This is a genomic window from Pseudomonas sp. SC3(2021), assembly GCF_019856535.1.
In the GTDB taxonomy this organism is placed as follows: domain Bacteria; phylum Pseudomonadota; class Gammaproteobacteria; order Pseudomonadales; family Pseudomonadaceae; genus Aquipseudomonas; species Aquipseudomonas monsensis.
Map to the genome: position 1 here is coordinate 1,391,213 of NZ_CP082236.1, position 23,286 is coordinate 1,414,498.

The 23,286-nt window shown below is 61.0% G+C and carries 19 protein-coding genes; 14 read left to right on the forward strand and 5 right to left on the reverse strand.

Annotated elements, in window-relative coordinates; genetic code table 11:
* Positions 1-144 precede the first annotated feature (144 nt).
* The gene (locus K5Y35_RS06125; RefSeq protein ID WP_222833887.1) at positions 145-1,182 is read left to right on the forward strand and encodes a LacI family DNA-binding transcriptional regulator; all 1,038 of its coding nucleotides are present in this window, start codon (positions 145-147) and stop codon (positions 1,180-1,182) included.
* 188 nt (positions 1,183-1,370) lie between these two features.
* Positions 1,371-1,631: a hypothetical protein gene (locus K5Y35_RS06130; RefSeq protein WP_123470533.1), complete on the forward strand. Its 261-nt coding sequence runs from the start codon at positions 1,371-1,373 to the stop codon at positions 1,629-1,631.
* Positions 1,632-1,655: 24 nt separating this feature from the next.
* Here K5Y35_RS06130 and betT read toward each other — a convergent pair whose 3' ends face one another.
* Together betT and epsC are read right to left on the reverse strand one after the other, a co-directional pair.
* Entirely contained in the window at positions 1,656-3,617 is a 1,962-nt protein-coding gene (gene betT / locus K5Y35_RS06135) for a choline transporter BetT (protein ID WP_177490504.1), read from the reverse strand.
* A gap of 402 nt (positions 3,618-4,019) precedes the next feature.
* The gene (gene epsC, locus K5Y35_RS06140; RefSeq protein WP_123470529.1) at positions 4,020-4,946 is read right to left on the reverse strand and encodes a serine O-acetyltransferase EpsC; all 927 of its coding nucleotides are present in this window, start codon (positions 4,944-4,946) and stop codon (positions 4,020-4,022) included.
* A gap of 190 nt (positions 4,947-5,136) precedes the next feature.
* On the opposite strand from epsC, the gene K5Y35_RS06145 reads away from it, so the two are divergent.
* The 12 genes from K5Y35_RS06145 (at position 5,137) to K5Y35_RS06200 (ending at position 17,930) form a co-directional block, all read left to right on the forward strand.
* Positions 5,137-6,141, forward strand: a complete 1,005-nt coding sequence (locus tag K5Y35_RS06145) for a D-cysteine desulfhydrase (RefSeq protein WP_128614679.1) — start codon at positions 5,137-5,139, stop codon at positions 6,139-6,141.
* 633 nt (positions 6,142-6,774) lie between these two features.
* On the forward strand, positions 6,775-7,575 hold the full coding sequence (gene tcyJ / locus K5Y35_RS06150; RefSeq protein WP_186748048.1) for a cystine ABC transporter substrate-binding protein: 801 nt from the start codon (positions 6,775-6,777) through the stop codon (positions 7,573-7,575).
* A complete protein-coding gene (gene tcyL / locus K5Y35_RS06155) occupies positions 7,575-8,240 on the forward strand; it encodes a cystine ABC transporter permease (RefSeq protein ID WP_186748049.1) in 666 nt (221 codons plus the stop codon). Before tcyJ ends, tcyL begins: the two co-directional genes overlap by 1 nt.
* Before the next feature lie 4 nt (positions 8,241-8,244).
* Positions 8,245-8,994, forward strand: coding sequence for an L-cystine ABC transporter ATP-binding protein TcyN (tcyN, locus tag K5Y35_RS06160; RefSeq protein WP_222833888.1), 750 nt, complete (start codon positions 8,245-8,247; stop codon positions 8,992-8,994).
* Positions 8,995-9,468: 474 nt separating this feature from the next.
* Positions 9,469-10,233 (forward strand): hypothetical protein, encoded by a 765-nt coding sequence (locus tag K5Y35_RS06165; protein ID WP_128615941.1) that lies wholly within the window; start codon positions 9,469-9,471, stop codon positions 10,231-10,233.
* Between the two features lie 391 nt (positions 10,234-10,624).
* Positions 10,625-11,866, forward strand: a complete 1,242-nt coding sequence (locus tag K5Y35_RS06170; protein ID WP_123470517.1) for an SfnB family sulfur acquisition oxidoreductase — start codon at positions 10,625-10,627, stop codon at positions 11,864-11,866.
* Positions 11,867-11,903: 37 nt separating this feature from the next.
* The gene (locus K5Y35_RS06175) at positions 11,904-13,097 is read left to right on the forward strand and encodes an SfnB family sulfur acquisition oxidoreductase (protein WP_222833889.1); all 1,194 of its coding nucleotides are present in this window, start codon (positions 11,904-11,906) and stop codon (positions 13,095-13,097) included.
* Positions 13,097-14,449 carry an LLM class flavin-dependent oxidoreductase gene (locus K5Y35_RS06180; RefSeq protein ID WP_222833890.1) on the forward strand — a complete coding sequence of 451 codons (1,353 nt, stop codon included), beginning with the start codon at positions 13,097-13,099 and terminating at the stop codon, positions 14,447-14,449. The genes K5Y35_RS06175 and K5Y35_RS06180 overlap by 1 nt, the downstream gene beginning before the upstream one ends.
* Positions 14,450-14,567: 118 nt before the next feature.
* Positions 14,568-15,377 carry a MetQ/NlpA family ABC transporter substrate-binding protein gene (locus K5Y35_RS06185; RefSeq protein WP_123470511.1) on the forward strand — a complete coding sequence of 270 codons (810 nt, stop codon included), beginning with the start codon at positions 14,568-14,570 and terminating at the stop codon, positions 15,375-15,377.
* 2 nt (positions 15,378-15,379) lie between these two features.
* Entirely contained in the window at positions 15,380-16,501 is a 1,122-nt protein-coding gene (locus tag K5Y35_RS06190) for a methionine ABC transporter ATP-binding protein (protein ID WP_222833891.1), read from the forward strand.
* Positions 16,491-17,135 (forward strand): methionine ABC transporter permease, encoded by a 645-nt coding sequence (locus tag K5Y35_RS06195; RefSeq protein WP_034151854.1) that lies wholly within the window; start codon positions 16,491-16,493, stop codon positions 17,133-17,135. The genes K5Y35_RS06190 and K5Y35_RS06195 overlap by 11 nt, the downstream gene beginning before the upstream one ends.
* A 168-nt stretch (positions 17,136-17,303) precedes the next feature.
* On the forward strand, positions 17,304-17,930 hold the full coding sequence (locus tag K5Y35_RS06200) for a class I SAM-dependent methyltransferase (protein ID WP_222833892.1): 627 nt from the start codon (positions 17,304-17,306) through the stop codon (positions 17,928-17,930).
* A gap of 71 nt (positions 17,931-18,001) precedes the next feature.
* Here K5Y35_RS06200 and K5Y35_RS06205 read toward each other — a convergent pair whose 3' ends face one another.
* Genes K5Y35_RS06205 through K5Y35_RS06215 form a run of 3 tightly spaced genes read right to left on the reverse strand, consistent with a single transcriptional unit; the run spans position 18,002 to position 23,210 of the window.
* Positions 18,002-21,049: an efflux RND transporter permease subunit gene (locus K5Y35_RS06205; RefSeq protein ID WP_123470507.1), complete on the reverse strand. Its 3,048-nt coding sequence runs from the start codon at positions 21,047-21,049 to the stop codon at positions 18,002-18,004.
* On the reverse strand, positions 21,046-22,110 hold the full coding sequence (locus K5Y35_RS06210; protein ID WP_222833893.1) for an efflux RND transporter periplasmic adaptor subunit: 1,065 nt from the start codon (positions 22,108-22,110) through the stop codon (positions 21,046-21,048). Before K5Y35_RS06210 ends, K5Y35_RS06205 begins: the two co-directional genes overlap by 4 nt.
* Positions 22,107-23,210: an efflux RND transporter periplasmic adaptor subunit gene (locus K5Y35_RS06215; RefSeq protein WP_222833894.1), complete on the reverse strand. Its 1,104-nt coding sequence runs from the start codon at positions 23,208-23,210 to the stop codon at positions 22,107-22,109. The genes K5Y35_RS06210 and K5Y35_RS06215 overlap by 4 nt, the downstream gene beginning before the upstream one ends.
* Positions 23,211-23,286: the final 76 nt, after the last annotated feature.

The following is a 23,286-nucleotide window of genomic DNA, read 5'->3' on the forward strand; positions in this document are numbered from 1 at the left end:
GTGTCTTGGGCATTCGCTCGAGCGAGTAGCAGACAGCGCGCCTTGTTAGCGCTACCATCGCCAGTATTGGCAAGCCACACATAGAGCGTCCAATACTGAAAAATTACTTTTATATGCGTTTTGGTTTTTAAGAGGGATCGAGCCTTGAACCAGGAAAAGCCCCGCAAACGCCGTGGCGCCGGACGCGTGACCCTCAATGCAGTGGCACGTGAGGCCGGTGTGTCGGCGATCACCGTGTCGCGCTATTTCAATCAACCGGAATCGGTCTCGCCCGAGCGCCGCGAACGGATTGCGGCGGTGGTTGCCGAGTTGGGTTATGTGCCGAACCTGGTGGCCGGCGGGTTGGCTTCAGCGCGGGGGAAAATCGTCGGCATGGTGATCCCGAACATCTCCGGGCCGATCTTTGCCAACACCATTCAGGGCTTCAGCGACACCCTCAGCCGCCATGGTTATCAGTTGTTGCTGGCGTCGAGTTACTTCAGCACCGAACAGGAAGAAAACGCAGTGCGCGCGTTTCTCGGCTGGTCGCCGGCGGCGTTGGTGCTGACCAGTCACTTCCATAGTGCGGGCACTGAAAAGATGATCGCCGAGGCGGACATTCCGGTGATCGAAACCTGGGATTACCAGCCGGATCGCGAACCGATGCAGATCGGCTTTTCGCATTTTGAAGTCGGAGTGACCGCAGCTCGTTATCTGCACGACAAAGGCTATCGCCGCATTGCCTTCGTGCAGAACAGCGCCCCCGGTGACCTCAGCGCACTGGAACGCCGCGACGGTTACGCCGCCACCGTGCGCGAGTCCGGCCTGGAACCCTGGGTATTCGCCCCCGACGCCGACCGCACGCCGTTCGAGGCCGGCAAACAGGCAATGGAGGCACTGATGAACGCCGCTCCCCGCCCCGACGCCATCATTTTCGCCAATGACAACCTCGCTGCCGGCGGCCTGCTCGCCGGGCAACGCGCCGGCCTCAAGATCCCCGAAGACTGCGCTGTACTCGGCTTCGGTGATTACCCGTTCGCCGAGATGCTGTTGCCGAGCCTGAGCACGATCAAACCGCCGGCACTGGAAATCGGCGTGCTGGCGGCAACGCGGGTTCTGGAAAGCCTGGGGGTGTTGCCGAGTGATGATGTGCAGCGCCTGAATTTATTGCAGTGCAAGGTGATCGAGCGCGAGAGCACCTGATGAAGTTGGCGGGGGCTGGATTGGCTATGCTCTAAAGGGCACCGAGGTGGCCCTGTCGCGACCAGGCTCACTCCTACAAGGAATGCGGTTGGCCAGAGGATTTGTGCGCAGCCGCGTTCACTGCAGGAGTGAGCCTGCTCGCGATAGAGGTCCATCAGGCGATATCCATCTACCAGGCAGAACCCGCCATGCACACCGCCATCATCATTTTCTTCGGCCTGGTCCTGCTCGCCCTGATGCTCTACATCGGCGAGCGTGTTGGCTTCAGTCGGCAGACCATGGCCTACGGCTTCGCCGCGCTGTGGCTGGCGTTGACGGTGATCAATGGCGCAGTGGGGGTGGTGCATGCCGGGCAGTCGCCGGGGTCGGAAATAGCGATTGGCAGTGCGGTGTTCGGGGTGCCGATGGCGGCGATGGTGTTGTTCATGGTGCTGAGCGCCGGGTCGTAAAACGTCCCGGCGCTCGGCTCACGATCAACGCACCAGATGCAGGAACTGCATGTGGCGTTCGTACTGGTCGAGGATGTCGTTGATGATCTGCTCCTTGGTGTAACCCACCAGATCATAGTCCTGACTGCCCTCGCTCAGGTGCACTTCAGCGCGGTAGTAGCGGCGGTTGTTGAGTTGCTTGGACCCCATGCCACCGCGCGCAAACGACGGCGTGAAATAGCCGCGCATCTGCACTTGATAGATGAACGGATGCAACTCGCCATGGCCGATTTCCAGGCTGACGTTGTCATGCGCCGGATCTGGCTGAGTGACCACGTTCAGGCCTTTTTCGACGAACACCGCCGTCACCTCCTCAATCGCCGGGCGCACCGTGGTGTCCATGAAACGGTACACCTCGTCGCGTGACGGGAAGTGCACAGCCTGGCTCAGGCGCTGACGCCAGCCACCCTTGCCACGCCGCGAACCGGACACCGGGGCTAGCGAATGCAGTTGCGCGATCTGTTTCTGCGACTCCAGATAGAACGCCTTGTGCAGGCCCCACATCATCAGCAGCAGGATCAACGAGAACGGCAACGAGGTCAGCACCACCGCCGACTTCAGCGCATCAATGCTGCCGGAGAACAGCAGCGCACTGGTGATCAGCGCTGTCATCGCGCCCCAGAACACCCGCAGCCATTTCGGCCCGTCTTCATCGGGGTTACCGCCCTTGGCCGACAGGGTCGAGAGCACCACAGTGCCGGAGTCGGCCGAAGTGACGAAGAACACAAAGCTGATGAACACCGTCACGGCGATGACGGTCTTGCTCCACGGGTAGGTTTCCAGCAGCAGGTACAGGGTCATCGACGGGTTGTCGATGGCCGACATGCCCAGCGCACTCATGCCGTGATTAAGCACCTGATCCAGCGCGCTGTTGCCGAAGATCGACATCCACGCCAGGGTGAAACCGAGCGGAATCAGCAGCACGCCGAAGACGAATTCACGGATGGTCCGGCCACGGGAAATCCGCGCAATGAACAGGCCCACGAACGGCGACCACGCGATCCACCAGGCCCAGTAGAACACGGTCCAGCCGCCGAGCCAGTCGCTTGGCTTGTCGTAGGCGTAGAGGTCGAAACTCTTCATCGGCAAGGCGCCGAGGTAATCGCCGAGGTTCTGGATCAGGGTGTTGAGCAGGTGCTGGGTAGGGCCGGCGAACAACACGAACAGCAGCAGCGCACAGGCCAGCAGCATGTTGATGTCGGACATGACCCGCACGCCTTTATCGACACCGGAAACGGCAACGATGATCGCCGCGCCCATCATCAGTGTGATCAGGCCGACCTGAATCCACTGGGTATGGGCGATGCCGAACAGGTAGTCCAGTCCGGAGTTGAGGTGCAGCACACCAAAACCCATGTCGGCACCCAGGCCGAACACCGTGGCGATGATGCCGAAGCCATCCACCGCATAGCCGATGGGGCCGTTGATGCGTTTGCCGATCAGCGGGTACAACGCCGAGCGCAGCGCCAGCGGCAGGTTATGCCGGTAGGCAAAGTAAGCCAGGGCCATGCCGACGAAGGCAAACACGCCCCAGCCGTGCAGGCCCCAGTGCAGAAACAGAATCTGCATCGCCTGCCGCGCCGCTTCGGCGGTGCCGGCCTCGCCTTGTGGCGGTTGCAGCATGTGGGTCAGCGGTTCGGAGACGCAAAAGAAAAACAGCGTGATGCTGATCCCGGCAGCGAACAGCATGCCGGCCCAGGACAGGTAACTGAATTCGGGCTCGTCGTGGTCGGCACCGAGTTTGATCTTGCCGTAGCCGGATAACGCGGTGACCACCACGAAGACCAGATACAGCGTCATCGCGAGCATGTAATACCAGCCGACCGTATTGGCCGCCCAGTTTTGTGCCGCCAGCAACCAGGCTCCAGCCTGCTCCGGCATGGCAATGACAACGAGACCAAACAGCAGAATGACCGTCGCGGCGAAGTAGAACACCGGCGGATTCATGCGTACCAGACCGCTGGCGGGGGTGGACGATGCACTCATGAACGGTGCACCTCGAGGGGTTGAAACGTGGCTGAAATGATCGGACTCAGCAAAGGCAAGCCTCCTGTTGTGAGCGGGCAGCGAACCACCGGTTTAACTTGAATGAACGTTCAAGTTAAACATGGATAGGGCGCTAAGGACTAATCGCACGGCCAAGCGGTAGTTTTCCTACGCTAGCTCAAGGAGGGGTATGACGCTGGTTTGAGGGGATTGGTTCACTGGAGAATTGGCTGAATGCCATTATCCCGATTCGGTCTGAAAACCATTCGCGAGCAAGCTCGCTCCCACATTCGAATTGCATTCCATTGTGGGAGCGAGCTTGCTCGCGAAGAGCTCAGCAACCGCGAAGCAAATTCCAGAAGCCTACTTCTGCGTCCCGTCATCATGCTGCAGATTGGCCTGGGTCAGATTGCACCCCGCCGGCACACTGCGGGTCAGCCAGACGTTGCCGCCGATGGTCGAGCCCTTGCCAATGGTGATCCGCCCGAGAATCGTCGCCCCGGCGTAAATCACCACGTCGTCCTCGACAATCGGATGGCGTGGATGGCCCTTCTGCAACTGCCCGTCTTCATCTGCCGGGAAGCGCTTGGCGCCCAGGGTTACCGCCTGATAGATCCGCACGCGTTCGCCAATGATCGCGGTCTCGCCGATCACCACACCCGTGCCGTGGTCGATGAAGAAACTGCGGCCAATCTGCGCGCCCGGGTGAATGTCGATACCCGTCGCTGAATGCGCGATTTCCGCACTGATCCGCGCCAGCAGCGGCAGCCCGGCGCGATACAAATGGTGCGCCAGACGATGGTGGATCACCGCCAGAATTCCCGGATAGCACAGCAGCACTTCATCGACGCTGCGCGCCGCCGGGTCGCCGTGATAGGCCGCCAATACGTCGGTGTCGAGCAACGCGCGCAGGTCCGGCAAGGCCAGGGCGAAGTCCTGAATAATGCGGATCGCCTGCTGCTCCACGTCGCGGTCATCCTGCGCGCTGTGCCGGGCGACGTAGCGCAACTCCAGCCGGGCTTGCGCCAACAGCGCATTCAGCGCCGTGTCGAGGGTGTGACCGACGTAGAAGTCTTCACTCTCCTCACGCAAATCCACCGGCCCCAGGCGCATCGGGAACAATGCGCCACACAGCGCCTCAAGAATCTCCGCCATCGCCGCGCGGGACGGCAACTCGCGGCCACCTTGCTCGCCGGAGGCCCGGCCATTTTGTGCACGCCACTGATCCCGCGCACTGCGCAGTTGGCTGACGATGGTCTGCAGTTGCCAATGGCTGGAACGCTCGCTCACGGTAAAGACTCCTCACGGGCGGCCGGACGGTCTGGCCGCGTTGACGGCGACTACTTTACGGCAAGGCCACGATGACGAATTAAGAACCGATAGTGCTGGCCTAAGCACGTTTGGCTATAAGCGATTGACGGTTGCCCCGGTAAAACCGCGTGCCTATAGTCCTTCCATCTTCCTCCGCCAGTACGGAACCATGTCCACACAACCGATCAAACACCAGCTGGAACGCTTCAACCGCCTCGACCTGCTCGGTCAACCGACCCCACTGGAAAAACTCGAACGCCTGTCCGCCTGGCTCGGGCGCGACGTGTACATCAAGCGCGATGATTTGACGCCGCTGGCCATGGGCGGCAACAAGCTGCGCAAACTCGAATACCTCGCCGCCGATGCCCTCGCCCAAGGCGCCGACACGCTGATCACCGCGGGCGCCCTGCAATCGAACCACGTGCGCCAGACTGCGGCACTGGCGGCGAAACTCGGCCTCGGTTGCGTGGCCCTGCTGGAAAATCCGCTGGGCACCGACGACGGCAACTACACCGGTAATGGCAATCGCCTGCTGCTGGATCTGTTCGACACCAAGGTCGAGCTGGTCGACAACCTCGACAACGCCGACGAACAACTGGCCGCCCTCGCGGTGCGCCTGCGCAGCAACGGCAAGAAACCATATCTGGTGCCAATCGGCGGCTCCAATGCCCTCGGTGCGCTGGGCTACGTGCGGGCCGGCCTGGAACTGGCCGAACAGATCAAAGACACCGGCCTCGATTTCGCCGCCGTGGTGCTGGCCTCGGGCAGCGCCGGAACTCATAGCGGGCTGGCGCTGGCATTGAGCGAAGCCTTGCCGCAACTACCGGTAATCGGCGTGACCGTTTCGCGCAGCGAAGAAGATCAACGCCCGAAAGTGCAGGGGCTGGCCGAGCGCACGGCGGACCTGTTAGGCGTGAAATTGCCAGAGAACTTCAAGGTCGAGTTGTGGGACGAATACTTCGGCCCGCGTTATGGCGAGCCAAACGCCGGGACCTTGTCGGCGGTGAAGCTGCTGGCAAGCCAGGAAGGCCTGCTGCTCGACCCGGTATACACCGGCAAAGCCATGGCCGGTTTACTGGACGGCATCGGCCGCCAGCGTTTCAACGATGGCCCGATCATATTCCTGCACACCGGCGGCGCCCCGGCATTGTTTGCCTATAAGGATTTTCTGTAACGGAAAGATCAAAAGATCGCAGCCACAGCAGCTCCGAAAGAAATAAGCCCCCCACAAGGACCAAACCAACCAATAGGCCGAGTGTCAGCTCGCCTGCTCTTGATCTTGATCTTCAGGCCCCTTCGGCAGGCTGAGTGGAGGGATTCATCCGGGGGGCAGGCGCGCAGCGCCGTGCGGCGAAGCCGCATACATCGAGAGGAGGTGCAGCGAAGCAAACCGGAGGCGATGCCCCCGGATGGATCCCGGAGCGAAGGAACCCCGAGCCTTAGCGAGCGGGCCGAACGCTGGGGCAAGCCTTTTTTTGCTTACTTTTTTGAGGCGTTTGTCAAAAAAGTGAGTCGCCGTAAGGGCGAAACCGCCAGCCGCCCCCCCAAAAAAAACGGATATACACCCAAACCCCAAAAACATGGTCGGCCCAGAGGCCGCCAAGCCCCAAAACCAATATTCGATTAAGGAATAACAATTTATAGATTAAGTATTTTCAAGTCTAAACAAACCATCATATAGTCTCGCCGCAGGCGAATTTCGCCAGAGACGCATAAGCTGCTTTAGGGCACGATACCGCAGTCGCTCGAATCACAAATTCGCCAACTTTCCTTAAGCGTCTTCCATAAGAAAACACAGGGGCTTGTCATGAATTTTTCCGCACTACGTCGCAATCTGCTGGTAGGTTCGCTGGGCCTTGCACTGAGCGCCGGCCTGATCAGCCAGGCAACAGCCGGTGAACAGCTGCAGCAGATCAAGGACAAAGGCGTTATCAACGTCGGCCTGGAAGGCACTTACCCACCGTTCAGCTTCGTCGACGAGAACGGCAAGCTCTCCGGTTTCGAAGTCGAACTCTCCGAGGCACTGGCGCAGAAGCTGGGCGTCAAAGCCAAGATTCAACCGACCAAGTGGGACGGCATCCTTGCCGCACTGGAGTCCAAGCGCCTGGACGTAGTGGTCAACCAAGTGACCATCTCCGACGAGCGCAAGAAGAAGTATGACTTCTCCGAGCCGTACACCGTTTCCGGGATTCAGGCATTGGTCCTGAAGGACAAGGAAGCTGCACTGAACATCAAGACCGCCGCCGACCTGAAAGGCAAAAAAGTCGGCGTCGGCCTGGGCACCAACTATGAACAGTGGGTCCGCGCCAACGTGCCGGGCGCTGATGTGCGCACCTATGACGATGATCCGACCAAGTTCGCCGACCTGAACAACGGTCGCACCGACGCCATCCTGATCGACCGTCTGGCCGCACTGGAATACGCCAAGAAAGCCCCGAAAACCGTCGCCGCAGGTGAAGCCTTCTCCCGTCAGGAGTCCGGCATTGCCCTGCGCAAAGGCGAGCCGGAACTGCTGGCAGCGGTGAACAAGGCCCTCGACGATCTGCGTGCCGACGGCACTCTGAAGAAACTGTCCGAGAAATACTTCAACGCTGACGTCACGAAATAATGGAAGAAGCTTTCCAACTCGCACTGGATTCCGCGCCCTTCCTGCTCAAGGGCGCGTACTACACAGTCATCCTCAGCCTGGGCGGCATGTTCTTCGGCCTGCTGCTGGGCTTTGGCCTGGCGTTGATGCGCCTGTCGCGCTTCAAACTGGTGAGCTGGATTGCCCGCATCTACGTGTCGTTCTTTCGTGGCACGCCGTTGCTGGTGCAATTGTTCGTGATCTATTACGGCTTGCCGCAAATGGGTCTGGAACTGGATCCGCTGCCGGCGGCCCTGATCGGCTTCTCGCTGAACATGGCCGCTTACGCCTGTGAAATCCTGCGCGCCGCGATCGGTTCGATCGAACGCGGCCAATGGGAAGCGGCTGCGAGCATCGGCATGACCCGTGCGCAGACCCTGCGCCGGGCCATCCTGCCGCAAGCGATGCGCACGGCCTTGCCGCCGCTGGGCAACAGCTTTATTTCACTGGTCAAGGACACGGCACTGGCCGCCACCATTCAGGTGCCGGAGCTGTTCCGTCAGGCGCAGCTGATTACCGCCCGGACGTTCGAAGTCTTCACCATGTATCTTGCCGCCGCGCTGATCTACTGGATTCTGGCCACGGTGCTGTCGCACCTGCAGAACAAGCTGGAAGAGCGGGCCAATCGGCACGACCAGGAGTCCTGACCCCATGATTGTCGTAGAAAAACTGACAAAGCAGTTCAAGGGTCAAGAGGTGCTCAAGGGCATCGATCTTGAGGTCAAGGAAGGCGAAGTCGTGGCCATCATCGGCCCCAGCGGTTCGGGGAAAACCACGTTTCTGCGCTGCCTGAACTTCCTTGAGGAACCCACCAGCGGCCGGATCAAGGTCGGCGCTATCGAAATCGATACCAGCCGCCCACTGAGCCAGCAGCAAAGCCTGGTGCGCACTCTGCGCCAGCACGTGGGCTTCGTGTTCCAGAACTTCAACCTGTTCCCCCATCGCACCGCTCTGGAAAACGTCATCGAAGGGCCGATCGTGGTCAAGAAGATGTCGCGCGAGCAAGCCATTGCCCTGGGCATGAATCTGCTGGCCAAGGTCGGTCTCTCCGGTAAGGAAGACGCTTACCCGCGTCGTCTGTCCGGCGGCCAGCAACAGCGCGTGGCAATTGCCCGGGCGCTGGCGATGGAGCCGGAAGTGATCCTGTTCGACGAGCCGACCTCGGCCCTCGATCCGGAACTGGTCGGTGAAGTACTGGCGACCATCCGCGGCCTTGCCGAGGAGAAACGCACCATGGTGATTGTCACCCATGAAATGGGCTTCGCCCGTGATGTGGCCAACCGTGTGGTGTTTTTCGACAAGGGTGTGATCGTCGAACAGGGTGAAGCCAAAGCGCTGTTTGCCAACCCGAAAGAACAACGCACCCAACAATTCCTCAGCAAGTTCCTCAATCACGCCTGATAACTTTCAACGCATGATTCTTAAACTTCCACGGATGGAAGTTACCTTTACCCCGCCCTCGACAACTTCAAAAAATCTTATAAATCCCGCCTGCCATATGCAGCCTGTTTATATGTTCTGCAAACATTATTGTTCGCGTTCACGCCATTCTTCGCCGAAGGACAACGTTCGAATAAACCTGCGGCAAAACCGGCAGAAACTCCTTGGTTCTGTGGCCCTATTCACTATCGAACCTAGGCATAGGGATTCGTCAGCGTAGGAAATTTCTGAATAATCGGTAATTCACGAATTAACTAACTCACTCTATTGACACCCCCTCCAGCACGTTCTTATCTAGTCACCAACCAGCCTCACTTAGTTAAATAACCCCGTATTCAAACTGAACAAAAGCGCACCGCTTTATTGCCAGTTGATTCACGCTTTTTTGTTCTTTCAGAAACGGACTTCGCTGCAGAATTTCAAGGAGAGAAAACGATGACCCGCACTTCGCATACCCCCGAACTGGCAGCCCCGATTCTGGCGCCAGCGCAAAAAACCGGCATCAATCTGGCCGCAGCGGCCCACCTGCTGGTCAATGTGTCGCCCTACCCCGACATGGATTGCGGCGATCTGATCGAGTTGTTCTGGAACAAATGCTATGTCGCCTCGAAGGTGCTGACCGGCGAAGACGTCGGTGCCGTGGTCAGCCTGCGGGTGCCGGAGAGTTTCATTGCCAATGGCATCGCACGCATTCACTACCGGGTAATGCAGGTCGGCCAGGGGCCGGCGTTGTCGGCGCCGACCCGGGTGCAGGTCAAGCTCGACTGCCCGGGCGGCGAGCCTTCGACGCTGTGCGGCGACGAAAACCAGCAACTGGCACCGGTGACGATCCCCGACACCATTCGCCGCCAGGGCGTGAACCCGAATCAGATCAAACGCGGTGTGCCGCTGACCATCGAGCCTTACCTGAACATGGCCGAGGACGATGCCATCACCTTGCGCTGGGGGGATGTGCGCATGGATCTGGCACCGATTACCACAGCGGATGTCGGGCTGCCGATTCAGGTCTGGGTGCCGCCGGCGGTGATCGTTGAAGCCGGGGAAGATCTGCGGCTGGATGTGACGTATTGCATCCTTGACCGGGTCGGCAACAACTCACGTTGGGCGCCGCCACGGACGTTAAAGATCGGCTGCGTGAATCCTTATCTGAAGGTGCCTCTCAACCCGGAACTCAAGGTCGCCGAATCGCGCACAGACTGAACACACAGCCCTTGTGGCGAGGGCGCTTGTTCCCGCTCGGCTGCGCAGCAGGCGCAAAACCGACACGACGGTTTAGCTGAAGGGAACAGCTGTGCAGGTTTCAGGGGCGCTTCGCAGCCCAGCGCGAGCAAGCTCCCCTGCCACAGAATCGCTCAGCCTCGAAAACCCGTTAACCAATCCGACCATCACCCCTTCTATGCATATTCCTAAAAGTTAGTTTATTTAATATTTATACACGCTTAGGGTATATGAACCGGACCACCGGACATTCTTTCGTTCGCCGCACTTTTGCGGCGTTTTTCATGAGATGTGAGGTAGGTAGTATGGTCCGGAACACAATCACCCCAGTGCAGATCGCCAGGGCATTGCGTGCAGCCAAGGAGCGGCACTGATGTCCAGTCTGGCAGACGCAAACGTCCAGTCGGATCTGGACATCGCCCCGTTGTTGTTGCCCGCGCAGGTCTTGCGCAACGACGCCCAAGCCATCAAGGCCGCCCATGAGCTGGCGCAAGTCGCCCGTGTGCAGGCCGCCAGGCGCGACCGCCAGCGCAAGCTGCCGTGGTCGGAAATCGAACAGTTCACCCGCAGCGGCCTGGGCAGCATCGCCATCCCGCGTGAGTACGGTGGCCCGCAAGTTTCGTTCGTTACCCTGGCCGAAGTGTTCGCGATCATTTCCGCCGCCGATCCGGCGCTGGGACAGATTCCGCAGAACCAGTTCGGCATCCTCAACCTGGTGCTCGGCAGCGCCACTGAGGCGCAGAAAAAGCAGCTGTTCCAGAGTGTTCTGGAAGGTTGGCGCATCGGCAATGCTGGCCCTGAGCGCGGTACGAAAAACACCCTGGAATTGAAGGCGCGCATCACCGCCGATGGCGATGACTACGTGATCAACGGCCAGAAGTTCTATTCCACTGGCGCGCTGTTCGCGCACTGGGTCGCCGTCAAGGCACTCAACGATGACGGCAAGCAAGTGCTGGCCTTCGTCCGTCGTGGCACGCCGGGATTGCGCATCGTTGATGACTGGTCGGGCTTCGGTCAGCGCACCACCGCCAGCGGCACGATCCTGCTGAACAACGTGCGTGTCGAGTCGAGCCTGGTGGTCGACAACTGGAAGATCAACGAAACCCCGAATACTCAAGGCGCCGTCTCGCAGCTCATTCAGGCGGCCATCGACGCCGGCATCGCCCGTGGTGCCATCGACGACGCCATCGAGTTTGTCAAAACCCGTGCCCGGCCGTGGATCGACGCCAAGGTCGAGCGCGCCAGCGATGACCTCTACGTGATCGCCGACATCGGCAAACTGAAAATCGAACTGCACGCCGCCGAAGCGCTGCTGCGCAAGGCCGGGCAGGTACTCGATCAGGTGCACGCTGCGCCACTGACCGCCGAGTCCGCCGCCCGCGCCTCGATTGCCGTGGCCGAAGCCAAAGTGCTGACCACCGAGATCTCGCTGCTGGCCAGTGAAAAACTTTTCGAACTGGCCGGCAGCCGCGCGACCCTCGCCGAATTCAACCTCGACCGCCACTGGCGCAACGCCCGGGTGCACACCCTGCATGACCCGGTGCGCTGGAAGTATCACGCGGTCGGCGCCTATCGCCTGAACGGTACTTTGCCGGCTCGTCACTCCTGGATTTAACGACCGCACACTTTTGACCAGATCTCTGGAGAAACACATGACTTATTCTCACTCCGTCGCGGTCATCACCAGCGATGAGCAAGCCCTGATCGTCGCCAGCGACCTGGCCGAAGATTTCAAACGCGACAGCGCCGTGCGCGACCGTGAACGGCGTCTGCCGCTGCCGGAACTCGACGTGTTTTCCCGCTCCGGCCTCTGGGGCATCAGCGTGCCCAAGGAATACGGCGGCGCCGGCGTATCCAACGTGACCCTGGCCAAAGTCATCGCCCTGATCGCTCAGGCTGACGGCTCGCTCGGGCAGATTCCGCAGAATCATTTCTACGCACTCGAAGTGCTGCGGGTGAACGGCAGTCACGCGCAGAAACAACGGCTGTACGCCGAAGTGCTCGCCGGCCAGCGCTTCGGTAACGCACTGGCGGAACTGGGCACCAAAACCGCCCACGACCGCGTCACCAGCCTCAAGCGCGACGGTGACGGCTATCGCATCAATGGCCGCAAGTTCTACTCGACCGGGGCGATTTACGCCCAGCGTATTCCGACTTCCGTGGTCGATGAAAACGGTGTGCAGCAACTGGCGTTCGTCCCGCGTGACAGCCAGGGCCTGAGCGTGATCGACGACTGGAGCGGCTTCGGCCAGCGCACCACCGGCAGCGGTTCGGTGGTGTTCGAAGACGTCTACGTCGCCGCCGAAGACGTGATCCCGTTCCAGAGTGCCTTCGAGCGTCCGACCACGGTCGGCCCGCTGGCGCAGATCCTTCACGCCGCCATCGACACCGGCATCGCCCGTGCCGCGTATGAGGACGCGCTGCACTTCGTGCGCAGCAAAACTCGTCCGTGGATCGACTCCGGCAACGACAAGGCTACCGAAGACCCGCTGACCCTCAAGAGTTTCGGCCACTTGAGTATTCGCCTGCACGCCACCGAAGCCTTGCTCGAACGCTCCGGCGAATTCCTCGACATCGCGCAGGCAGAGACCACCGCCGAGACCGTCGCGGCGGCGTCGATCGCCGTTGCAGAAGCACGCGCCATCAGCACCGAGATCTCCCTGGCCGCCGGCAGCACCCTGTTCGAACTGGCCGGCAGTCAGGCCACCCTGATCGAGCACGGCCTCGACCGCCACTGGCGCAACGCTCGGGTGCACACCCTGCACGACCCGGTGCGCTGGAAGTATCACGCAGTGGGTAATTACTACCTCAACGATGAAAAGCCGCCGCTGCGGGGCACTATCTGATGAGCAAGAAAAAGATCCTGCTCAACGCGTTCAACATGAACTGCATCGGCCACATCAACCACGGCTTGTGGACGCATCCGCGCGACACCTCGACCCGGTTCAACAGCATTGAATACTGGACCGAACTGGCGCAGTTGCTGGAACGCGGGCTGTTCGACGGGTTGTTCATCGCCGACATCGTCGGGGTGTACGACGTCTATCAGAACTCGGTGAACGTCACGCTCAAAGAGTCGATCCAGCTACCGGTCAACGATCCGCTGCTGCTGGTCTCGGCCATGGCTGCTGTCACCAAAAACCTCGGTTTCGGCCTGACCGCCAACCTCACCTACGAACCGCCGTACCTGTTCGCCCGGCGCATGTCGACGCTCGATCATTTGAGCCGTGGTCGCGTGGGTTGGAACATCGTCACCGGTTACCTCGACAGCGCCGCCAAGGCCATGGGCCTGCGCGAGCAGGTCGAGCATGACCGGCGCTACGACCAGGCCGACGAGTACCTGGAGGTGCTCTACAAACTCTGGGAAGGCAGTTGGGAAAACGGCGCGGTGCTCAATGACCGTGCGCAGCGGATCTACGCCAACCCGGAAAAAGTGCACAAGGTCGAGCACAAGGGCGAGTTCTATCAGGTCGAGGGTTATCACCTCTGCGAGCCATCGCCGCAGCGCACACCGGTGCTGTTCCAGGCTGGAAGTTCCGATCGCGGCTTGCTGTTCGCCGGGCGTCACGCCGAGTGCGTGTTCATCAGCGGCCAGAACAAGCCGTCGACCAAGGTGCAAGTCGACAAGGTCCGCGCCAGCGCGGTCGAGGCCGGGCGCAATCCCGAGGACATCAAGGTGTTCATGGGCCTCAACGTGATTGTCGGCGCCACCGAAGAAGCCGCTTGGGCCAAGCACGCCGAGTACCTGAGTTATGCCAGTGCCGAGGCTGGCGTGGCGCACTTTTCAGCGTCTACCGGCATCGACTTTTCCCAGTACGAAATCGACGAACCGATCCAGTACGTGAAAAGCAACGCCATCCAGTCCGCGACCAAGAACCTGCAGAACAACGACTGGACCCGGCGCAAATTGCTCGACCAGCACGCCCTCGGTGGCCGCTACATCACCGTGGTCGGCTCGCCCGAGCAAGTGGCGGATGAACTGGAGTCGTGGATCGCCGAAACCGGCCTCGACGGCTTCAACCTGACCCGCATCGTCACCCCGGAAAGCTATGTCGATTTCATCGAGCTGGTGATTCCGGAGTTGCAGCGGCGTGGGTCGTACAAGACTGCGTATGACAGCGGCAGCCTGCGCGAGAAGTTGTTTCACGGCGAGGCGCAACTCCCCGAGCAACACACCGCTGCTGCGTACCGGCATTAAAAGCTTCGCGAGCAAGCTCGCTCCCCCATTTGGAATGCATTTCCCTGTGGGAGCGAGCTTGCTCGCGAAGAGGCCCGACCCAACACCACATAATCAATGCACTGACTGGAAAACCATCATGACCAAGAAACGCCTGACCCACCCAGTCAAAGCACTGGCCCTGGCCTTCGGCCTGTTCAGTTCGGCGGTGTTCGCTGCCGACGCTCCACTGAAAATCGGCACCACCGCCGCCTTCGCCATCCCGCTGGAAGCCGCCGTCGAAGAGGCTTCCAGGCAAGGCCTGAAAGTCGAGCTGGTGGAGTTCACCGACTGGATCGCGCCGAACGTCAGCCTCGCCGCCGGCGACATCGACGTGAACTACTTCCAGCACATCCCGTTCCTCGAAAACGCCAAGGCCGCTTCCGGTTTTGACCTGGTGCCGTTCGCCCCGGGGATCATCAACAACGTTGGCCTCTACTCGAAGAAATACAAAAGCTTCGACGAGTTGCCCGAGGGCGCCAGCGTCGCCATCGCCAACGACCCGATCAACAGCGGGCGCGGCCTGCAACTGCTGGCCAAGGCCGGGTTGATCAGCCTGAAACCGGGCGTCGGCTACAAGGCCACCGAAGACGACATCGTCGCCAACCCGAAGAAGATCAAAATCCTCCAGGTCGAAGCCGTGCAACTGGTGCGTGCCTATGACGACGCCGATCTGGTCCAGGGCTACCCTGCCTACATCCGTCTGGCGAAGACCTTCGATGCCGGTTCCGCGCTGCTGTTCGACGGCCTCGACCACAAGGAATACGTGATCCAGTTCGTGATCCAGCCGAAGAGCAAAGATGATCCGCGCCTGATCAAGTTCGTCGATATCTACCAGCACTCGCCGGCCGTGCGCGCCGCGCTGGATAAGGCTCACGGCAAGTTGTACCAGGCCGGTTGGGAAAGCTGAGCATGACGGCCGCGATCCAACGGCGACTGGAAACTCCAGAGCCCAAACATGCTGAAAGAACCGAACTGCACCCCGAGCTGAACCGCGCCCACGTACGCTTCATCGGCCTGGGTAAAACCTACGACGGCCGGCAAGGCCCGGTCGCTGCGCTGCAGGGCATTGATCTGGCGATTCAGCGCGGTGAAGTGTTTGGCATCATCGGCCGCAGCGGCGCCGGCAAGTCATCGTTGATCCGCACGATCAATCGTCTGGAGCAGCCGACGTCGGGGCGGGTACTGATCGACCAGGTCGATATCGGCGAGTTCGATGAGGATCGCCTGGTCAACCTGCGCCGACGCATCGGCATGATCTTCCAGCACTTCAACCTGATGTCGGCCAAGACCGTCTGGCAGAACATCGAACTGCCGCTGAAAGTCGCTGGCGTGCCAAAAGCACAGCGCGAGCAGAAAGTCCGCGAATTGCTTGAACTGGTCGGCCTGCAAGCCAAGCACAAGAGCTACCCGGCGCAGCTGTCCGGCGGACAGAAACAGCGTGTCGGCATCGCCCGGGCATTGGTGCATGACCCGGATATTCTGCTCTGCGACGAAGCCACTTCCGCGCTCGATCCGGAGACCACCCAGTCGATCCTCGGCCTGCTGCGCGAGATCAACCAGCGCCTGGGCCTGACCATCGTATTGATCACCCACGAAATGGCAGTGATCCGCGAAATCTGCGACCGCGTGGTGGTGCTGGAGCACGGGCGCGTCGTCGAACAAGGCCCGGTCTGGGAAGTGTTCGGCAATCCGCAGCACGAGGTCAGCCAGACCTTGCTCGCGCCGCTGCAACACGCCTTGCCGGAAGAACTGCAAAGCCGTCTGCATGCCTCGCCACCCTCTGGCGACGCGGCAGTGGTGCTGCGCCTGCAATTGACCGGCGCTGCCCGCGACGAGCCGGATCTGGCGGCGTTGTTCGCCGCGCTCGGTGGTCGGGTGAAGTTGTTGCAGGGCGGCGTGGAGCGGATTCAGGGCCATGCGCTGGGGCAATTGCTGCTGGCCGTCAGCAGTTCCGCGGCGAGCGCCGAGCAATTGCGCGAACGTGCCGGGCAATGGGCGCAACGGGTGGAGGTGCTGGGTTATGTGGTTTGATCGCTTGCTGCAGGGTTTTATCGACACCTTCCTGATGGTCGGCGTGTCGTCGCTGATCGCGCTGCTGGTGGGGATTCCCATGGCGGTGATTCTGGTCACCAGCGACAAGGGCGGGATTTACGAAGCACCGGTGTTGAATCGCGCACTCGGGGCGTTTGTGAACCTGTTTCGCTCGATTCCGTTTCTGATTCTGATGGTCGCACTGATTCCATTCACCCGGCTGATCGTCGGCACCACCTACGGTGTGTGGGCGGCCGTGGTGCCGCTGACCATTGCCGCGACGCCGTTCTTTGCGCGGATTGCCGAGGTGAGTCTGCGCGAGGTTGATCATGGTTTGATCGAAGCGGCGCAGGCGATGGGATGCCGGCGCTGGCATATCGTCTGGCATGTGCTGTTGCCCGAAGCGCTGCCGGGGATTGTCGGCGGTTTCACCATTACCCTGGTAACGATGATCAACTCGTCAGCCATGGCCGGGGCGATTGGTGCCGGCGGCTTGGGGGACATCGCCTATCGCTACGGCTATCAGCGCTTTGACAGCCAGATCATGTTGACGGTGATTGTGTTGCTGGTGGCGTTGGTGGCGGTGATTCAGTTGGGTGGAGACCGCTTGGCGCGGGGATTGAACAAGCGCTGAGTCTGGCCGGGCTCATGCAGCGACTTCACAAACGCTATCGCGAGCAGGCTCACGCCTACAGGGGAATGCATTTCAAATGCAGGAGTGAGCCTGCTCGCGATGGGCTGCGCAGCCGCCCCGCTTCATGGCGTATATTCGGCGAATCCCAACTGCCCGCGTATCCCGACCATGAAGCAGACCCCCAGCGATCTCGAACAGATCACCGCCACCACCCTCGGCCATTACAACTCGGTGGCCGAAGACTTCCGCGAAGGCACCCGCGATCACGACGTCAGCCAGAACATCAATGCGTTGCTGCGGCATATTCAAGGCACGGCGCCGTTCACGGTTCTGGACTTTGGCTGTGGCCCGGGACGGGATTTGCAGACGTTCACCCGCATGGGTCACATCGCCGTCGGGCTGGATGGTTCGCAAGAGTTTGCGCGAATGGCCCGCGAGGACAGTGGCTGTGAAGTGTTGCAGCAGGACTTTCTGAAGCTCGATCTGCCGGCTGAACGCTTCGACGGGATCTTTGCCAATGCGGTGCTTTTTCATGTGCCGTTGCAGGAGTTGCCACGGGTATTGAAGCAATTGCACGGCGCGTTGAAACCGGGTGGCGTGTTGTTCAGCTCCAATCCGCGCGGGGATAACCAGGAGGGCTGGAACGGGCCGCGGTATGGCTCGTATCACGATCTTGAGGCGTGGCAAGGGTTGCTGACGGCGGCGGGGTTTATCGAGCTTGAGCATTACTACCGCCCGGCGGGATTACCGCGTGAGCAGCAGCCTTGGTTAGCAAGCGTTTGGCGTAAGGCTTGAGTTGAGTCAGGCCCCCCCTCACCCTGACCCTCTCCCTTTGGGAGAGGGTCAGGGTGAGGGTCGCTGTTGACTCAATCCTTCTTCGGTTCGCGGATCTTGTACCAGGCCACATACAGCGCCGGCAGGAACAGCAGCGTCAGCAGCGTCGCCACCACAATCCCGCCGATCATCGCGTACGCCATCGGCCCCCAGAACACTTCCCGGGCAATCGGGATCATGCCCATGCTCGCCGCCGCTGCAGTCAGCAGGATCGGCCGGCGCCGGTGCTCGGTCGCTTCCACCACCGCATCCCACGGCGCAGAACCGTTTCGCTCGAACTCGTCGATCTGCGTTACCAGGATCACCGAGTTACGGATGATGATGCCGATCAGCGCCAGAATCCCCAGGATCGCCACGAAGCCCATCGGCGTGCCCGTCGGCACCAGCGCCAGCACCACGCCGATCAGCCCCAGCGGCGCGACACTCGCCACCAGGAACATCTTCTGCACGCTGTGCAACTGGATCATCAGGAAGGTCGCCATCAGGAACAGCATCAATGGCAGCACCTTGGCGATCGGCCCCTGAGCCTTGCCGCTCTCCTCGACCGTACCGCCGGTGGCGACTTTGTAACCGACCGGCAGTTTTTCCGCGAAGGCATCAATCGACGGCTTGAGGAGTTTCACCAGGTCGGTCGGCTGGATCTCGTCGCGCACCGATGCCTTGATGGTGATGGTCGGCAAGCGGTCGCGGCGCCATACCAGCGGCTGTTCCAGCTCATAACGCACGGTGGCGAACGCGAGTAGCGGAATCGACGTGCCGTTCGGTGTGACGATCTGCAAATTCTGCAGGGTTTCCGGCGTGCCGCGTTCCGAGCTCACCGCACGGCCGACCACGTTGATCAAGTAAATATCGTCGTTGACCTGGGTCAGCGGCGCGCCACTGACAATGCTGTTCATCAAGTTCGCCACATCTTCGGACGACAGCCCAAGCTGGCGTGCCTTGTCCTGGGCGATGTCGATGCGCAGGACTTTGCCCGGCTCGTTCCAGTCGTAAATGATCTCGCCGATGTGCGGGTTCTTGTCCAGTTCGGTGGCCAGGTCGATGGCGTGCCTGCGCACCTGATCAATGTCCTTGCCGCTGATCCGGTACTGGATCGGCCGCCCCACCGGCGGGCCCATTTCCAGCGCCTGCACGTAACTGCCGATGCCGACGAAATCCTTGTGCAGGCGTTCGCGCAGGCGCTGACTCAGCGCTTCGCGGGCCTCGAAGTCTTTGCTGACGATGACCAGTTGCGCGTAGTACGGGTTCTGCAATTGCTGGTCGAGCGGCAGGTAGAAACGGATTGCACCCTGACCGATGTAGGTGCTCCAGCGCACAATGTCCGGGTCGCCCTTGAGCGTGGCTTCGAGTTTGTCGACGGCCTTGCGGGTTTCGTCGATGGAGGCGTTTTGTGGCAAGTTCAAGTCGACCAGAATTTCCGGGCGATCCGAGGACGGGAAAAACTGGTTCTGCACGAAGCGCATGCAGAACACGGCCAGCACAAACAGCAGCACGGTGATGCCGATCGCCCACCAGCGATTGCGCATGCACCAGAGCAAACCGCCATTGAAGGCCCGACCGACGCGACCCGGCTCGGCTTCATGGGGTTTCACATTGGTGCTGAGAATGTGCACACCGATCACCGGGGCAAAGAACACCGCCACCACCCACGACACGATCATCGCCACGGCAATCACGGCGAACAGGGTGAAGGTGTACTCACCCGCAGAACTGGCGTTGAGGCCGATGGGCACGAAACCGGCCACCGTCACCAGCGTACCGGTGAGCATCGGAAACGCCGTGGAGGTGTAGGCGAACGTGGCCGCCTGCTCCTTGCTTTCGCCCATTTCCAGGCGCGTGACCATCATTTCCACCGTGATCATCGCATCGTCCACCAACAGGCCGAGGGCAATGATCAACGCGCCGAGGGAAATCCGCTGCATGGTGATGCCGCTGTATTCCATGAACACAAACACCATCGCCAGCACCAGCGGGATCGAGCACGCCACCACCAGCCCGGCGCGCACGCCGAGGCTGATGAAGCTCACCACCAGTACGATGATCACCGCCTCGAACAGCGCGCTGGTGAAGCCACCGACGGCCTCTTCCACCACCACCGCCTGATCGGACACGGTGTGCACGCCGACGCCGACCGGCAGATCGGCCGTCAGCTCGTCGATGCGCTGGTGCAGGGCCTTGCCGAACTCCTGAACGTTGCCGCCCTTCTGCATGGCAATCGCCAGACCGATCGCCGGTTTGCCGTCAAAGCGAAATTCAGGCGTGGCCGGATCGACATAACCCCGGCTGATGTCGGCGATGTCGGCCAGGCGATAGAAACGGTCGTTGAGCTTGAGATTGACCTCGGCCAGATCTTTCTCCGAAGCGAACTGCCCCGAGGTGCGCACGGATATGCGCTCCGGCCCGGCCTCGATGACACCGGCCGGGGTCACGGCGTTCTGCGATTGCAGGCTCTGCACCACCTGACGCTGATCGATGCCTAACGCTGCGAGTTTGCGGGTGGAGAAATTCAGGTAAATCACTTCGTCCTGCTGGCCGATCATTTCGATCTTGCCCAGCCCCGGCACATTGCGGATCTCGGCTCGCGCCTGTTCCACGTAGTCGCGTAACTGGCGCATGGTCAGGCCGTCGGCGGTGAACGCATACACCGAACCGAACACATCACCGAATTCGTCGTTGAACCCCGGCCCTTGAATGCCCTTGGGAAACTGCCCGCGAATGTCATCTATTTTCTTGCGCACCTGGTACCAGATTTCCGGGATGTCCTTGGCGCTGGTGGTGTCGCGCAAGTACACGTACACCGTCGATTCGCCGGGGCGCGTGTAGCTTTTCACGTAGTCGAGGGAGTCGAGTTCTTCGAGTTTTTTCTCGATGCGGTCGGTGACCTGCTTGAGGGTTTCCTCCTGGGTCGCACCCGGCCATTTGGTCTGGATCACCATGGTCTTGATGGTGAACGACGGGTCTTCCTCGCGCCCCAGATTGAAGTACGAGAACACCCCCATCAACAACGCGACGAACATCAGATACCAGACGAAAGACTGATGCTTGAGGGCCCATTCGGAGAGGTTGAAAGAGCCTTTCATTGACTGTCCTCGTCAAGTTTCACGGATTGTCCGGGTTTGAGACTGTTGACGCCGGCGCTGACCACGCGCTCACCGTTCTTCACGCCGCCCGCGAGCACCACGCTGCCGTCGGTGCGGCTGATCACGCTGACGTCGCGCGGGCTGACGGTTTTGCTTTGGGTGTCGATGACCCAGATACGGGATTTGCCATCGACTTCCTGCAACGCGGTGGCGGGCAATTCGATGCGCGGTTTGATCGCCGAACTGAGGGTCACGCTGATCGCCGTGCCGAGACGAAAACCGTCCGGGGTGTCGGCCAGGGTCAGCCGTGCGCGACGGGTGCGGGTGGCGCTTTGTGCCTGCGGCTCGATCTCGCGTAGGGTCGCCGTGGTGTTGATGCTCGGGTCGAGTTGCCCGGCCACCAGAAACACCACATCGGAAGGGATCTCATCGACCAGGGTGTCCGGCAGGTCGATCACCGCTTCCTTGATATCCGGTTGCGCCAGGGTCACCACTTGCTGCCCCGCCGTCACCACCTGCCCGGCCTCGGCGTTCCACGCGGTGACCACCGCTTTGTGGTCTGAACGCAGTTCGGTGTAGCTGAGCTGGTCCTTGCTTTGATTGACCGCCGCGCGCGCCTGATCCAGTGAGGCCTGGGTGGTTTTCAGGTCGGTGGTGGCAATGTCCAGCTGCGCCTGCGCGCCCACGCCGCGATCAAACAGCGCCTGCTGCCGGCGGGCGTTGGCCTGGGCGTTGATCAGTTGTGCCTGGACCTTGGCCAGATCGCCCTGGGCCGAACGCAACTGGTTCTGCTGATCGGACGGGTCGAGAGTGGCGAGCAGCGTGCCCTTTTGCACCTCGGCACCGACATCGACGTTACGGCTGGCGATACGGCCGCCCACGCGAAAGCCAGTGTTGCTCTCGTAACGCGCCTGAATGCTGCCGGCGAAACGGCCGAGGGTTTCCTCGTTCAGCGCCTGCACCTTGATCGACAGCACCGGCCGCACCGGCTCCGGTGGCGGCTCGTGTTTCGAACAGGCGGCCAGCAATACGCCGATGGATAACAGCCCCAGTCGCTTCATGGCTGTGCTCCCGGCTGCAGACTTTTGTAGGTGTTTTCGGCAATCTCGACTTTCATCCCCGGATGCAACAACTGGCCACCGGCGACAATGACTTTTTCCCCACCCTTGAGGCCATCGCTGATGACGACCTTGCCGATCAGGTAGCGGCCAACCGTCACGCTGTGCAACTGCGCCTCACCTTTTTCGTCGACCATCCACACCGCCGGATCGCTGATGTTTTTGGTCAGCGCCGACCACGGCAATTCCACCGCCGACTTGCCGCTGCCCTTGGCGGTGGCGCTGACCACCGAGCCCAGTTGCATGCCCTGTGGCAGGCTGTCGAGGGAGACTTTGACTTGCACCGTGCCGGACTGCGCCGACACCGCCGGGGTGATTTCACGCACCGTGCCGGTGGTCTTGATCGCGGGGTTGTCGAGCAGGCTGACGACAATCGAACGGTCCGCCGGGCGCTCGGCCAGCAGCGATTCGTAGACATTGAATACCGCATCGCGGGCGCCGTCGCGGGCCAGCGAGAAAATCGGCGCGGTGGCCTGCACCACTTGCCCGACTTCAGCCTGACGTTCGGTGATCACTCCCGGTGCATCGGCGATCAGCGCGGTATAACTCAACTGATCTTTGGCGTTAGCCAATTGCGCCTGCGCCGCGCTCAATGCGCTCTGGCTGCTGCGCAACGCCGCCTGGGCGGAATCGTATTCGCTCTGGCTGGTGTAACCCTTGGGCAGAAGTTTTTGCTGGCGCACGAACGCCGCCGCGCTCTGCTTGACCCGCGCCTGCTCGGCGATGACCTGGGCTTGCGCGGAATCGACGTTGGTCTGCAGGTCCTTGGGATCGAGTTTAGCCAACACCTGTTTGGCGCTGACCCGGTCGCCCACATCCACCATGCGCTGGATGATCTTGCCGCCGACCCGGAACGACAGTTCGGTCTGCACCCGGGCCTGAACGTCGCCGGTGAGGGTCACGGCTGGCGCGTAGTCAGCGGGTTTCACTTCTTGCACAAAGACCCGCGGCAGGTACTGCGCCGGGGCTTCTTCTTTGCCGCAAGCGGTCAGCAACGTAAGCAGGCTCAGCACGACAACTGTTTTCAATCCGGGACTCGCCATGCAGACTCCTTCCTGTGTACGAACGTGCAAGTGACGATACGACTGTGAGCTTAGAACAGGGTTCAACGTTCGCTCG

Excerpts from the sequence above, each read along its gene's own strand:
- K5Y35_RS06200 (WP_222833892.1), top strand. The coding sequence starts at position 17,304 with ATGAAGCAGACCCCCAGCGATCTCGAACAGATCACCGCCACCACCCTC.
- K5Y35_RS06205 (WP_123470507.1), bottom strand. The coding sequence starts at position 21,049 with ATGAAAGGCTCTTTCAACCTCTCCGAATGGGCCCTCAAGCATCAGTCT.
- K5Y35_RS06190 (WP_222833891.1), top strand. The coding sequence starts at position 15,380 with ATGACGGCCGCGATCCAACGGCGACTGGAAACTCCAGAGCCCAAACAT.
- tcyL (WP_186748049.1), top strand. The coding sequence starts at position 7,575 with ATGGAAGAAGCTTTCCAACTCGCACTGGATTCCGCGCCCTTCCTGCTC.
- tcyN (WP_222833888.1), top strand. The coding sequence starts at position 8,245 with ATGATTGTCGTAGAAAAACTGACAAAGCAGTTCAAGGGTCAAGAGGTG.
- K5Y35_RS06210 (WP_222833893.1), bottom strand. The coding sequence starts at position 22,110 with ATGAAGCGACTGGGGCTGTTATCCATCGGCGTATTGCTGGCCGCCTGT.
- K5Y35_RS06165 (WP_128615941.1), top strand. The coding sequence starts at position 9,469 with ATGACCCGCACTTCGCATACCCCCGAACTGGCAGCCCCGATTCTGGCG.
- K5Y35_RS06215 (WP_222833894.1), bottom strand. The coding sequence starts at position 23,210 with ATGGCGAGTCCCGGATTGAAAACAGTTGTCGTGCTGAGCCTGCTTACG.
- K5Y35_RS06195 (WP_034151854.1), top strand. The coding sequence starts at position 16,491 with ATGTGGTTTGATCGCTTGCTGCAGGGTTTTATCGACACCTTCCTGATG.
- K5Y35_RS06145 (WP_128614679.1), top strand. The coding sequence starts at position 5,137 with ATGTCCACACAACCGATCAAACACCAGCTGGAACGCTTCAACCGCCTC.
- K5Y35_RS06185 (WP_123470511.1), top strand. The coding sequence starts at position 14,568 with ATGACCAAGAAACGCCTGACCCACCCAGTCAAAGCACTGGCCCTGGCC.
- tcyJ (WP_186748048.1), top strand. The coding sequence starts at position 6,775 with ATGAATTTTTCCGCACTACGTCGCAATCTGCTGGTAGGTTCGCTGGGC.
- K5Y35_RS06175 (WP_222833889.1), top strand. The coding sequence starts at position 11,904 with ATGACTTATTCTCACTCCGTCGCGGTCATCACCAGCGATGAGCAAGCC.
- K5Y35_RS06180 (WP_222833890.1), top strand. The coding sequence starts at position 13,097 with ATGAGCAAGAAAAAGATCCTGCTCAACGCGTTCAACATGAACTGCATC.
- K5Y35_RS06170 (WP_123470517.1), top strand. The coding sequence starts at position 10,625 with ATGTCCAGTCTGGCAGACGCAAACGTCCAGTCGGATCTGGACATCGCC.
- betT (WP_177490504.1), bottom strand. The coding sequence starts at position 3,617 with ATGAATCCGCCGGTGTTCTACTTCGCCGCGACGGTCATTCTGCTGTTT.
- K5Y35_RS06130 (WP_123470533.1), top strand. The coding sequence starts at position 1,371 with ATGCACACCGCCATCATCATTTTCTTCGGCCTGGTCCTGCTCGCCCTG.